The sequence below is a fragment of the Streptomyces sp. NPDC026377 genome (genome assembly GCF_055567715.1).
This window is the reverse complement of the sequence record NZ_JBVHPV010000001.1, coordinates 645,304-657,703: the sequence shown is the minus strand read 5'-3', so window position 1 is coordinate 657,703 and position 12,400 is coordinate 645,304. Positions and strand designations below refer to the sequence as shown.

The window sequence follows — 12,400 nt, the reverse complement described above, 5'->3', positions numbered from 1 at the left end:
ACATGGGGCGGCGGGGCCGGCACCCCGGGTGCGTCAGGCGGGTGCACCCTCCCGTACGGATACGGATACGGATACGGGGCCTGCGTCGGGCGGGTGAGCCCGTCCGTACGGGGACGGCCCCCGCCAGGTGGCTGCCCCCCCGTACGCCTCCTACTGCTGCGGCGGGTTGCCCGAGGAGAGTGTCAGTGTGAACTGGGCCGACTTGGGGTCGACGTCGGTGCCCGAGGCCGGGAACTGCGTCACCACCGTGTCCTGGCCCCACTGGCCGTTGTCCACGGTGGTGGTGTCGACCTTCCAGCCCGCCGCCTGGATGCACAGCTTCACCGAGAGGATGTCCTTGTAGGTGAAGTCCGGCGCCTGGACCTTCGAGGGGTCGAGGGCGGACTTCTGCGGGCTGGTGCACTTGGTGGTGTCCAGCGTGCGGCTGCGCTCGGGACCCTTGTGACCGGCGACGGCCGCGCCCGTGGGCTTGTCGCCGCCGCCCTCCGAGTCGCCGTCCTTGTTCAGCGCCAGCGCCGTGATCAGGCCGCCGACCGCGAGCAGCGCCACCGCGATCGCACCCACGATCACCGGGGTGTTCCTCTTCGAGGAGTTCGAGGAGTTCGAGGAGGAGCCGCCGGGCGCCGGGGCGGGGGAGATCGTGTACGGCGGCGGGGTGTGCTGCGCCGGCATCGGGCCCTGCTGCGGGTAGCCGTACGAGGGCTGCGGCGTGGGGGCCGGCGTCGGTGGGCCGTACGGGCTCGGCTGGTACGGCGTCTGCACGCTGCCCGGGTAGCCGTGCTGTGCGGCGGAGGCGTCCAGCGGCGGGAAGACCGTGGAGCCGACGCCCTGGCCGCTGGAGACCGGGCCGCCGCCGGTGATCACCGGGGCGGCTCCCGTCTGGCCGCTGGCGGTGATCCGGGCGATCTCGTCGCGCATCGCGGCGGCGCTCGGGAAGCGCTCGTTCGGGTTCTTCTTCAGCGCGCGGGCCACCAGCGCGTCCACGGCCGGCGGGATGGACCGGTTGACCGAGGAGGGCGCGACCGGCTCCTCCTGGACGTGTGCGTACGCGATCGCCAGCGGGGAGTCGGCGTCGAACGGGATCCGGCCGGTGATCAGCTGGAAGAGCATGATGCCGACCGAGTACAGGTCGGAACGGGCGTCCACGCCCCGGCCCAGGGCCTGCTCCGGCGAGAGGTACTGCGGGGTGCCGACGACCATGCCGGTCTGCGTCATCGAGGTGACACCGGACTGCATGGCGCGCGCGATGCCGAAGTCCATGACCTTGACCACGCCGCGCTTGGTCACCATCACGTTGCCGGGCTTGATGTCGCGGTGGACCAGGCCCATCTCGTGGCTGACCTCAAGGGCGGCGAGCACGTCGGCGGTCATCTTCAGCGCCTTGTCGGCGGGCATCGCGCCGTACTGCTGGATGTCGGCGTGCAGCACCGAGCCGAGCGGCTGGCCCTCCACGTACTCCATGACGATGTACGGCATCGTCGCGCCGCCCAGCTCGTCCTCACCGGTGTCGAAGACGGAGACGATGTTGGTGTGCTGGAGCTTGGCGACGGCCTGCGCCTCGCGGCGGAAGCGCTCGCGGAACGACGCCTCCCGGCCGAGCTCGGTGTGCAGGGTCTTGATCGCGACCTGGCGGTCCAGCGCGGCGTCGTACGCCAGGTAGACCGAGGCCATGCCGCCTTCGCCGAGGAGGTCGCGCAGCTGGTAGCGCCCGCCCGCGATGGAGCCGCCCGCATAGCGGCCCTGTGCGCCGTCCTGGCTCATGACTGTGCATCCCCCTTGGCCGCGGTGGCCAGCGATGATCCTGCGAATTTTCGAGCCAAGTCTGCCCGAGGGGTACGACACGTCAAGCCGGGTGCCCGTTCCGTGACCGTACGCGCAAGAAGCGTCTCGTAAGCGTTACAGGAATCGCATGGAATTTGCATGGGTACACGCGGAACCGATTGGATGGCCGGTCCATCCCGAACCGGCGTCCTGTACGAACGCTGTAGCGTGCACTACTGCACAACCGTAAGACCCTAAGGAACCACCGCTGACGCGGCCAGACACGACGGCGAGGACTGATGGCACCCGAACCCGAGGGAAGCGGCGCCGGGATGCCCGATGCGCAGGACCACGAGTCGTGGGTCGGCGGACTCGTCGGTGACGGCCGCTACCGGCTGACGCACCGGCTCGGCCGTGGCGGCATGGCGGAGGTCTTCGCGGCGGAGGACGTGCGTCTGGGCCGTACGGTCGCGGTGAAGCTGCTCCGCGCCGACCTCGCCGAGGACCCCGTCTCCAAGGCCCGCTTCACGCGCGAGGCGCAGTCGGTGGCCGGGCTCAACCACCACGCGGTGGTGGCGGTGTACGACTCGGGCGAGGACGTGGTGGGCGGCCGGACCGTCCCCTACATCGTGATGGAGCTGGTCGAGGGCCGCACCATCCGCGACCTGCTGGTGCAGGCGGAGGCGCCGCCGCCGGAGCAGGCGCTGATCATCGTCTCCGGTGTCCTGGAGGCGCTGGCGTACTCGCACCAGCACGGCATCGTGCACCGCGACATCAAGCCCGCGAACGTGATCATCACGCACACCGGCGCCGTGAAGGTGATGGACTTCGGCATCGCGCGCGCCCTGCACGGCGCGCAGTCGACGATGACGCAGACCGGCATGGTCATGGGCACGCCGCAGTACCTGTCGCCGGAGCAGGCGCTCGGCAAGGCCGTCGACCACCGCTCCGACCTGTACGCGACGGGCTGCCTGCTGTACGAACTGCTCGCGCTGCGCCCGCCCTTCACCGGTGAGACACCGTTGTCGGTGGTGTACCAGCATGTGCAGGACACCCCGGTGCCGCCGTCGCAGGTGGCTTCCGTGGCGCCGCCGGAACTCGACGGCCTCGTCATGCGTTCTCTCGCCAAGGACCCGGACGACCGTTTCCAGTCCGCCGAGGAGATGCGCGGCCTGGTCCAGTACGGACTGCAGATGCTCCAGGCGCAGGGCGGCCACACCGGCACCTGGAACACCGGTCCGGTCGAGATCATGCACGACGCCGGACGTACCGCGGCCATGGGCATGACCGCGCAGACCGGCGCCATGGGCCACCCCGGGAACGGGGAGACCTCGCAGTTCCGCGGCCCGATCCTGCCGCCGATGAACCCGGACGACGGCGGCTACGACGGGGGTTACGGCTCCGGCGGTTACAACAGCGGCGGCTACAACGGCAACGGGACGCGCCCGGGCGGCGGCCGGGGCAAGGTCATCCTGTTCGTGGTGCTCGCGATCATCGCGATCGCGGCGGGCGTGGCGTTCGCGATGAAGGCCGGGGACAAGAAGGACGGCGACCAGACGCCGAAGAAGCCGACGGTCTCGCACTCCCCGTCGCCGTCCGACGAGTCGAAGACGTCGCCGTCGCCCGACGACGAGGCCAGCCGGGGCCAGGAGCAGACGTCGACGACCGGCGGCAACTACCCGCCGCCGTACACGCCGTCGCCCAGGCACACCAAGAAGCGCTCGCCCTCGCCCGGCACCGACCAGGGCAGCACGTCCGGGACGAGCCAGGGCACGACCTCGGGCACGGACCAGGGCACGACGTCCGGCACGGACCAGGGGACGACCTCCGGCACCGACCAGGGGACGACCTCCGGGACGACCTCGGGCGCCGACCAGGGGACGACGACGGGCACCACCTCGGGGACGAGCCAGGGCACGACGACCGGCACCACCACCGGGACCAGCGCGGGCACGACCGCCGGGACGACCGACGGCGGGAACGGCGACACCAAGGGCACCACGACCGGTGCGACGACGGGTGGGCCCTCCCCGAAGACCTGACGGGAGCGGTCCCGGGGGCGGTCCCTGGGCCACCGTCGGCTGTGGCGCCCACCGCCTCGCGGGCGGGAGGCCGGGGCCGGGTCGGCTCCGGCCCCCCGCGGGGTCGGCCTCGGGCCCGCCGGGTCGGCTCACCGGCCGGGGCTAGCCCGAGAACGCCTCGCACACCGCCTCGTACTCGCGGGTCCACCAGACCGCCAGGGCCGACGCCGCGGGGAACTGCGGGTCGGCCCTTCGGTCGTGCAGCAGATAGCGCCAGCGCAGGATCCAGAAGTCGTTGAGCCGCTCCCACCACACGCGGTGGACGGCGGCGGCGAGCTCCGCCGGGTCCGCACCGGTCGCCTGCCGGTACGCGCGGGAGTACGCGCGCACCTTCTCCAGCTCCAGCTCCCCCGCCGGGCGTACGAAGAAGATGACCGCGGCCCGTACCGCCTCCTCCGCGCGGGGCTGCACGCCCAGGCGGTCCCAGTCGACGATCGCGGCGGGCTCCTTGCCGCGGTAGAGCAGGTTCAGCGGGTGGAAGTCGCCGTGCACCCAGGCCCCGGTCTGCTGCGGGGGCGGGCGGCGGTGGGCGTGCTGCTCGATGAGGCGGCGGCGCTCGCGCAGCCGGTGCTCGGCGAGTTCGTCGAAGGAGTCGCGGGGGCGGCGCCGGCGGGCGCGGGTGAGCAGGTCGTCGATGAGGGCGAAGGTGTCGGTGGGGTCGGCGCTGGGGTGCGTGGTGGTGGTCGGCTCGGGGCCGGGGCCGGGGCTGTGGTGGGTGGAGGCGCGTCCCTGCGTGACCCGTCCCTCCCCGACCCGTCCCTCCATGACCTGCTCCAGGCAGATGTGGACGAGTCCGAGCAGTGCGCCGAGGCGGCCCGAGCCGATGGCGCCGAGCTGGGCGCCGTCGCGGTGGCGGCCGTGGACCCAGGGGTGCAGGGCGTAGCAGTGGCCGCCCAGGACGGTGACAGTGTCGCCGTCGGCGTCCGGGACGGGTGGCGCGACGGGGACGCCCAGTGCTTGGAGGCGGCGGGTGGCGTCGTGCTGGCGGACGATGGCTTCGCGGTCGCCGTCGAGGTGGTGCTTGAGGAAGAACTCGCCGCGGGTGGTGGCGAGGCGGTAGCCGCGGTTGAGGAGGCCCTGGGCGACGGGTTCGCAGGTGAGGGGTTCGCCGAGGGAGCTGTATCGACGTAGCAGGTTCCTCACGGGCGGTGTTGCATATGAGCGCGGCACGCGCCAGATGTTAGATCACGGGGGGTGGTGAGGGTGTGGCTCTGGGGAATCGGGGGACGGGGGGTGCGTGGGGGTGGTAACCGTTTTGGCCCGGGGGGCGTCTGCGGGCGGGTGGTGGTTGCGCGCGCAGTTCCCCGCGCCCCTCAGGGGGTTGCGTGTGCTTGGGGTTGGTCAGCCCTCCAGGAGTTCCCCGCGCCCCTGGCGGGTTGCGGGACGGCTCGGGGCGTGGTCAGCCCGAGGGGCTGTATCGCGGGTGCGGGACGGTGGGGGGCTTGTCGCGCAGTTCCCCGCGCCCCTCAGGGGGTTGCGCGTGCTCGGGGTTGGTCAGCCCTCCAGGGGGTTGCCCGCGCCCCTTCGCGGGGTTGCGCGTGCTCGGGATTGGTCAGCCCCCCCGGGGCTCCCCGCGCCCCTTCGCGGGGTTGCGTGTGCTCCGGGTCGGTCAGCTATCCAGGGGGTTGCCCGCGCCCCTTCGCGGGGTTGCGTGTGCTCCGGGTCGGTCTGCCATCCACGGGGTTCCCCGCGCCCCCCTCGCGGGTTGCGGGGTGCTCGGGACGGTCTGGCCGGGGGTGCCCCCTGCCCTTCACGGGGTTGCTGGTTAGTGGCGTTCTGCCTGGAGGCGGGCTACGTAGGCCGCTGCCTGGCTTCGGCGTTCCATTCCCAGTTTGGACAGGAGCGAGGAGACGTAGTTCTTGATCGTTTTCTCCGCCAGGTGCAGACGCTCGCCGATCACCCGGTTCGTGAGGCCCTCGCCGATCAGGTCGAGGATCTTGCGTTCCTGCTCCGTGAGGCTCGCCAGGCGGGCGTCGCCCCTGTTGGCGCCGCCGTCGCGCAGCCGCTCCAGGACACGGGCGGTGGCGACCGGGTCGAGCAGGGACTTGCCCGCCGCCACGTCCCGTACCGCCGAGAGCAGCTCACTGCCCCGGATCGCCTTCAGGACATATCCGGACGCACCCGCCATGATCGCGTCGAACAGGGCCTCGTCGTCCGCGAAGGAGGTCAGCATCAGGCATTTGATGGACTCGTCCTGCGAACGGATCTCGCGGCAGACCTCCACACCGCTGCCGTCGGGGAGCCGGACGTCGAGGACGGCGACGTCCGGACGGGTCGCCGGGATCCTGACCAGGGCATCCGCCGCCGTGCCGGCCTCGCCGACCACCTCGATGTCGTCCTCGACGGAGAGCATTTCGTGGACGCCGCGGCGGACCACTTCGTGGTCGTCGAGCAGGAATACGGTGATTTTGCCTGGTTCGCGCACGGAATCAGTCTCACACATTCGCTCTTCCCGTGTCGTAGGTCACCGGGATAACGTGCCGTTGTTCCGGCGGCCTGCAAGGCTGTCATCAGTGCTGTGACCAGTGGTTGTTCCCCGCTTTCTCGATTTACTTGGAAATCCAAGCAAAATCGCAGGTCAAATGGGGTTTCGCAGGAATGCGCAGCACTGGGTAACGTGCCTATGACAGGGCGCTCGCCGGGGCACCTGTCACGCCTGATTCCCGGTGAGGCGCACCCACCCCCGTGCACCGCGACCGGAAGCAGGCGAGGAGCCGCAACTGGCCACACCGGCGAACCCGGGGGCCGGACAGACGGAGGAGCACGCACGTGACCGTGGAGAGCACTGCCGCGCGCAAACCGCGACGCAGCAGCAAGCGCACCGGTAGCAGCGCCGGGAAGGCTGTCGCCGACCCCCAGCTCGTACAGCTGCTGACGCCCGAGGGCCAGCGGGTCGAGCACCCTGACTACGACGTCGACCTGACCCCGCAAGAGCTGCGCGGGCTCTACCGCGACATGGTGCTGACCCGGCGCTTCGACGCCGAGGCCACCGCCCTGCAGCGCCAGGGCGAGCTGGGCCTGTGGGCCTCGCTGCTCGGCCAGGAGGCCGCCCAGATCGGCTCCGGCCGCGCCCTGCGCGACGACGACTACGTCTTCCCCACCTACCGGGAGCACGGCGTCGCGTGGTGCCGGGGGGTCGACCCCACCAACCTGCTCGGCATGTTCCGTGGCGTCAACCACGGCGGCTGGGATCCCAACAGCAACAATTTCCATCTGTACACGATCGTCATCGGCTCGCAGACGCTGCACGCGACCGGTTACGCCATGGGCGTGGCCAAGGACGGCGCGGACTCGGCCGTGATCGCGTACTTCGGCGACGGGGCCTCCAGCCAGGGCGACGTCGCGGAGTCGTTCACCTTCTCCGCCGTCTACAACGCCCCGGTCGTGTTCTTCTGCCAGAACAACCAGTGGGCGATCTCGGAGCCGACCGAGAAGCAGACCCGGGTGCCGCTCTACCAGCGCGCCCAGGGCTACGGCTTCCCCGGCGTCCGCGTCGACGGCAACGACGTGCTGGCGTGCCTGGCGGTCACCCGGTCCGCCCTGGAGCGGGCCCGGCGCGGCGAGGGCCCGACGCTGGTCGAGGCGTTCACGTACCGGATGGGCGCGCACACCACCTCCGACGACCCGACCAAGTACCGGGCCGACGAGGAGCGCGAAGCCTGGGAGGCCAAGGACCCGATCCTGCGTCTGCGGACGTACCTGGAGAACGAGGGCCACGCCGACGAGGCGTTCTTCGCCTCGCTGGAGGAGGAGTCCGAGACGCTCGGCAAGCGGGTCCGCGAGGCGGTCCGCGCGATGCCCGACCCGGACCGGATGGCCATCTTCGAGAACATCTACGCCGACGGGCACGCGCTCGTCGACGAGGAGCGGGCCCAGTTCGCGGCCTACCAGGCGTCCTTCGCCGACGGGGAGGGCAAGTAGCCATGACCGTACAGAAGCTTCCCATCGCGAAGGCGATCAACGAGTCGCTGCGCAAGGCGATGGAGACCGATCCCAAGGTCCTCATCATGGGTGAGGACGTCGGCAAGCTCGGCGGTGTCTTCCGGGTCACCGACGGGCTCCAGAAGGACTTCGGCGAGGGCCGGGTCATCGACACCCCGCTCGCCGAGTCCGGCATCGTCGGCACCGCGATCGGCCTGGCCCTGCGCGGCTACCGCCCGGTCGTGGAGATCCAGTTCGACGGCTTCGTCTTCCCGGCGTACGACCAGATCGTCACCCAGCTCGCCAAGATGCACGCCCGCGCGCTCGGCAAGATCAAGCTGCCGGTCGTCGTGCGCATCCCCTACGGCGGCGGCATCGGCGCGGTCGAGCACCACAGCGAGTCCCCGGAGGCGCTCTTCGCGCACGTGCCGGGCCTCAAGGTGGTCTCGCCCTCCAACGCCGCCGACGCGTACTGGATGATGCAGCAGGCCATCCAGTCCGACGACCCGGTCATCTACTTCGAGCCCAAGCGCCGCTACTGGGACAAGAGCGAGGTCGACACCGAGGCCATCCCGGGCCCGCTGCACAAGGCCCGTACGGTCGTGGAGGGCTCGGACCTCACCCTCGTGGCGTACGGTCCGATGGTGAAGGTCTGCGTGGAGGCCGCCGCGGCCGCCGCCGAGGAGGGCAAGTCGATCGAGGTCCTGGACCTGCGTTCGATGTCCCCGATCGACTTCGACGCGGTGCAGGCGTCGGTGGAGAAGACCGGCCGCCTGGTCGTGGTCCACGAGGCGCCGGTGTTCTACGGCGCGGGCGCGGAGATCGCCGCGCGGATCACCGAGCGCAGCTTCTACCACCTGGAGGCACCGGTGCTCCGGGTCGGCGGCTACCACGCCCCGTACCCGCCGGCGCGCCTGGAGGAGGAGTACCTGCCGGGTCTGGACCGGGTGCTCGACGCCGTCGACCGCTCGCTGGCGTACTGAGGAGTCCCGTGACCATGACTGAAACTTCTGCCCGCTTCCGCGAGTTCAAGATGCCGGACGTCGGCGAGGGGCTCACCGAGGCGGAGATCCTCAAGTGGTACGTCCAGCCCGGTGACACCGTCACCGACGGCCAGGTCGTGTGCGAGGTGGAGACGGCGAAGGCGGCCGTCGAGCTGCCGATCCCGTTCGACGGGGTGGTGCACGAGCTGCGCTTCCCCGAGGGGACCACCGTGGACGTCGGCGAGGTGATCATCTCGGTGGACGTGGCTCCCGGCTCCGGCGAGCCGGCCCCCGAGGCGGCCGCTCCCGCCCAGACCCCGGTCGCCGAGGCGCCCGCCGAGCCCGAGAAGCCCAAGGGCCGCCAGCCCGTCCTCGTCGGATACGGCGTCGCCGAGTCCTCGACCAAGCGCCGTCCGCGCAAGGGCGCCCCGGTGCCCGGGCAGGCCACGGCCGCGGTGCAGGGCGAGCTCAACGGCCACGGCTCCGCGCCCGTCGCCCGGCCGCTGGCCAAGCCCCCGGTCCGCAAGCTGGCCAAGGACCTGGGCATCGACCTGGCGAGCGTGGTCCCCACCGGCCCGGACGGGGTCATCACCCGCGAGGACGTCCACGCGGCGGCCGCCCCGGCCGTCGAGCAGGCCGCGCAGGCCGCGCCCGCCGGTGTTTCACGTGAAACAACTCCCGCGCCCGTCGCGGCGGTTGTGTCCCCGGGCGCGCGTGAGACCCGTATCCCCATCAAGGGCGTGCGCAAGGCGACCGCGCAGGCGATGATCGGCTCGGCGTTCACCGCGCCGCACGTCACCGAGTTCGTGACGGTCGACGTGACGCGCACGATGAAGCTGGTCGAGGAGCTCAAGGGCGACAAGGAGATGGCGGGCCTGCGGGTCAACCCGCTCCTGATCATCGCCAAGGCGCTGCTCGTCGCCATCAAGCGCAACCCCGACGTCAACGCGTCGTGGGACGAGGCGGCCCAGGAGATCGTCCTCAAGCACTACGTGAACCTGGGCATCGCGGCCGCCACCCCGCGCGGCCTGATCGTCCCGAACATCAAGGACGCCCACGACAAGACGCTGCCGCAACTGGCGGCGGCGCTGGGCGACCTGGTCGCGACGGCCCGTGAGGGCAAGACCTCGCCCGCCGCGATGCAGGGCGGCACGGTCACCATCACCAACGTCGGCGTCTTCGGCGTCGACACCGGCACGCCGATCCTCAACCCCGGCGAGTCGGCGATCCTGGCGGTCGGCGCGATCAAGCTCCAGCCGTGGGTCCACAAGGGCAAGGTGAAGCCCCGTCAGGTCACCACCCTGGCGCTGTCGTTCGACCACCGCCTGGTCGACGGCGAGCTGGGCTCCAAGGTGCTGGCCGATGTGGCGGCGATCCTGGAGCAGCCCAAGCGGCTGATCACCTGGGCGTAACCCTGTCCTGAACGCATCCCCGTGCCCCCGGCCGCCTCGGCGCCCGGGGGCACGGGCGTGCGGCGGGCCGAGGGCGCGGTCGCGCGGCGGGCGGTTCGTGCGGCGGTGTCGCAGCCGTGCCGCGTGCGTCACGGTCCCGGGCGGGGACGAGGGGAACCAGGAGGGGGTGTTCCGCCATCCGGACGCCCCTTTCTCCCGTACATCTGTTGTATCTATCCTGTGCGCATGCCGTCCGCTCCCGCCTCCGCCGCCCCGCCCGTACCGGCCCCCGTCAAGCGGCCTCCCGCAGCCGACCGCGTGTACATGCACGTCAAGCAGGCCGTCCTGGACCGGCGCTACGAGGGCGGCACCCTCCTCACCGAGGGCGAGCTGGCCGAGGCCGTCGGGGTGTCGCGCACACCCGTGCGCGAGGCGCTGCTCAAGCTCGAAGTGGAAGGGCTCATCCGGCTCTACCCCAAGAAGGGCGCTCTCGTCCTCGCCGTCTCCGCGCAGGAGACCGCCGACGTGGTCGAGACGCGGCTGCTGGTCGAGGAGTTCGCCGTCCACAGGGCGGTGCCCGCGTCCGCGCGCCTGATCGCCCGCCTGGAGGAGCTGCTGGCGGAGCAGAAGGAGAACGCGGCAGCCGGCGACCTCGCCGCCGTCGCCGTCACCGACCGCTGCTTCCACGCCGAGATTGTCCGCAACGCCGGAAACGAGATCCTCTCCCGCCTCTACGACCAGATGCGCGACCGCCAGCTGCGGATGGGCGTCGCCGTGATGCACGCCCAGCCCGACCGGATCGCCAAGAACATCACCGAGCACCAGGAGATGCTGGACGCCATCAGGGCCGGGGACGCCGAGCGCGCCGCGCACTGTGTGCGCCAGCACCTGAGCTGGGTCAAGGTCCTGGTCCGGGGGGAGGAACGATGAGTTCCGCCTCCTGTGCTGGGCCTGTGCGCGCGCCCCTCGGCGGACGCCGCGCGGCCCTCGTGTGGGGCATCGGCGTCAGCGTCTACTTCGTCGCCGTCATCTTCCGCACCAGCCTCGGCGTCGCCGGACTCGACGCCGCCGACCGCTTCGGCGTCAACGCCTCCGCGCTCTCCACCTTCTCCATCCTCCAGCTCCTGGTGTACGCGGGGATGCAGATACCCGTCGGCCTCATGGTCGACCGCCTCGGCACCAAGAAGGTGCTCACCCTGGGCGTCGTGCTCTTCACCGCCGGGCAGCTCGGCTTCGCCCTCTCGCCCTCCTACGGCACCGCCCTCGCCTCCCGCGCCCTGCTCGGCTGCGGCGACGCGATGACGTTCATCAGCGTCCTGCGGCTCGGCTCACGCTGGTTCCCCGTCCGGCGCGGACCGCTGATCGCCCAGGTCGCCGCGCTCTTCGGGATGGCGGGCAACCTCGTCTCCACCATCGTCATCTCCCGCGCGCTGCACGGGATCGGCTGGACCGCCACCTTCGCGGGCAGCGCCCTCGCGGGCGTCGCCGTCCTGGTCCTGCTGCTGCTCTTCCTGCGCGACCACCCCGAGGGCCACGAACCCCCGCCCGCGACCCACGCCGGGGCCGCCTACGTACGCCGCCAGATCGCCGAGTCCTGGCGCGAGCCGGGGACGCGCCTGGGCATGTGGGTGCACTTCACCACGCAGTTCCCCGCCATGGTGTTCCTGCTGCTGTGGGGGATGCCGTACCTGGTCGAGGCGCAGGGGCACTCGCGCGGGACGGCGGGCGAACTGCTGACCCTGGTGGTGCTCTCCAACATGGTGGTGGGCCTGGTGTACGGGCAGGTCATCGCCCGCCACCACGCCGCCCGCGCGCCGCTCGCCCTCGGCACGGTCGGGGCGACCGCCGCCCTGTGGGCCGCCGCCGTCGCCTACCCCGCGCCGCACACACCGATGTGGCTGCTGATCGTCCTGTGCGTGGTGCTGGGCGCCTGCGGACCGGCCTCGATGATCGGGTTCGACTTCGCCCGTCCGGCCAACCCGCCCGAGCGCCAGGGCACGGCCTCCGGCATCGTCAACATGGGCGGCTTCACGGCTTCGATGACGACGCTGCTGGCGATCGGCGTGCTGCTCGACGCCACCGGCGAGAACTACCGGATCGCGTTCGCCTCGGTCTTCGTCCTCCAGGCGCTGGGCGTCGCCCAGATCCTGCGGCTGCGCGGCCGGGCGGCGCACCGCGAACGGGAGCGGCTGGTCGCGAGCCGGGTGGAGGCGGTCCACGTACCGGCGTGACGCGCCCAGCGCCGACGAGCGCGGGCGGCCGG

At 71.6% G+C, this 12,400-nt stretch carries 9 protein-coding genes; 6 read left to right on the top strand and 3 right to left on the bottom strand.

Going from position 1 to position 12,400, the window contains the following annotated elements; translation table 11 throughout:
- Positions 1 to 150: 150 nt before the first annotated feature.
- Positions 151 to 1,761: a protein kinase domain-containing protein gene (locus ACZ4MU_RS02820; protein WP_467870031.1), complete on the bottom strand. Its 1,611-nt coding sequence runs from the start codon at positions 1,759 to 1,761 to the stop codon at positions 151 to 153.
- Positions 1,762 to 2,060: 299 nt separating this feature from the next.
- Here ACZ4MU_RS02820 and ACZ4MU_RS02815 point away from each other — a divergent pair, with 299 nt between their 5' ends.
- Positions 2,061 to 3,803 carry a protein kinase domain-containing protein gene (locus tag ACZ4MU_RS02815; RefSeq protein WP_467870028.1) on the top strand — a complete coding sequence of 581 codons (1,743 nt, stop codon included), beginning with the start codon at positions 2,061 to 2,063 and terminating at the stop codon, positions 3,801 to 3,803.
- Between the two features lie 141 nt (positions 3,804 to 3,944).
- Here the strand turns inward: ACZ4MU_RS02815 and ACZ4MU_RS02810 are convergent, their stop codons facing one another.
- Positions 3,945 to 5,012 carry a phosphotransferase gene (locus ACZ4MU_RS02810; protein WP_467870025.1) on the bottom strand — a complete coding sequence of 356 codons (1,068 nt, stop codon included), beginning with the start codon at positions 5,010 to 5,012 and terminating at the stop codon, positions 3,945 to 3,947.
- Positions 5,013 to 5,607: 595 nt separating this feature from the next.
- The gene (locus tag ACZ4MU_RS02805) at positions 5,608 to 6,267 is read right to left on the bottom strand and encodes a response regulator (RefSeq protein ID WP_467870023.1); all 660 of its coding nucleotides are present in this window, start codon (positions 6,265 to 6,267) and stop codon (positions 5,608 to 5,610) included.
- A 344-nt stretch (positions 6,268 to 6,611) separates the two neighbouring features.
- On the opposite strand from ACZ4MU_RS02805, the gene pdhA reads away from it, so the two are divergent.
- The 5 genes from pdhA (at position 6,612) to ACZ4MU_RS02780 (ending at position 12,368) form a co-directional block, all read left to right on the top strand.
- A complete protein-coding gene (pdhA, locus tag ACZ4MU_RS02800) occupies positions 6,612 to 7,763 on the top strand; it encodes a pyruvate dehydrogenase (acetyl-transferring) E1 component subunit alpha (protein ID WP_467870020.1) in 1,152 nt (383 codons plus the stop codon).
- A 2-nt stretch (positions 7,764 to 7,765) separates the two neighbouring features.
- Positions 7,766 to 8,746 (top strand): alpha-ketoacid dehydrogenase subunit beta, encoded by a 981-nt coding sequence (locus tag ACZ4MU_RS02795; protein WP_365113666.1) that lies wholly within the window; start codon positions 7,766 to 7,768, stop codon positions 8,744 to 8,746.
- Between the two features lie 14 nt (positions 8,747 to 8,760).
- Positions 8,761 to 10,158 (top strand): dihydrolipoamide acetyltransferase family protein, encoded by a 1,398-nt coding sequence (locus tag ACZ4MU_RS02790; RefSeq protein WP_467870016.1) that lies wholly within the window; start codon positions 8,761 to 8,763, stop codon positions 10,156 to 10,158.
- 225 nt (positions 10,159 to 10,383) lie between these two features.
- Positions 10,384 to 11,067 (top strand): GntR family transcriptional regulator, encoded by a 684-nt coding sequence (locus ACZ4MU_RS02785; RefSeq protein ID WP_467870014.1) that lies wholly within the window; start codon positions 10,384 to 10,386, stop codon positions 11,065 to 11,067.
- On the top strand, positions 11,064 to 12,368 hold the full coding sequence (locus tag ACZ4MU_RS02780) for an MFS transporter (protein ID WP_467870012.1): 1,305 nt from the start codon (positions 11,064 to 11,066) through the stop codon (positions 12,366 to 12,368). The genes ACZ4MU_RS02785 and ACZ4MU_RS02780 overlap by 4 nt, the downstream gene beginning before the upstream one ends.
- Positions 12,369 to 12,400: the final 32 nt, after the last annotated feature.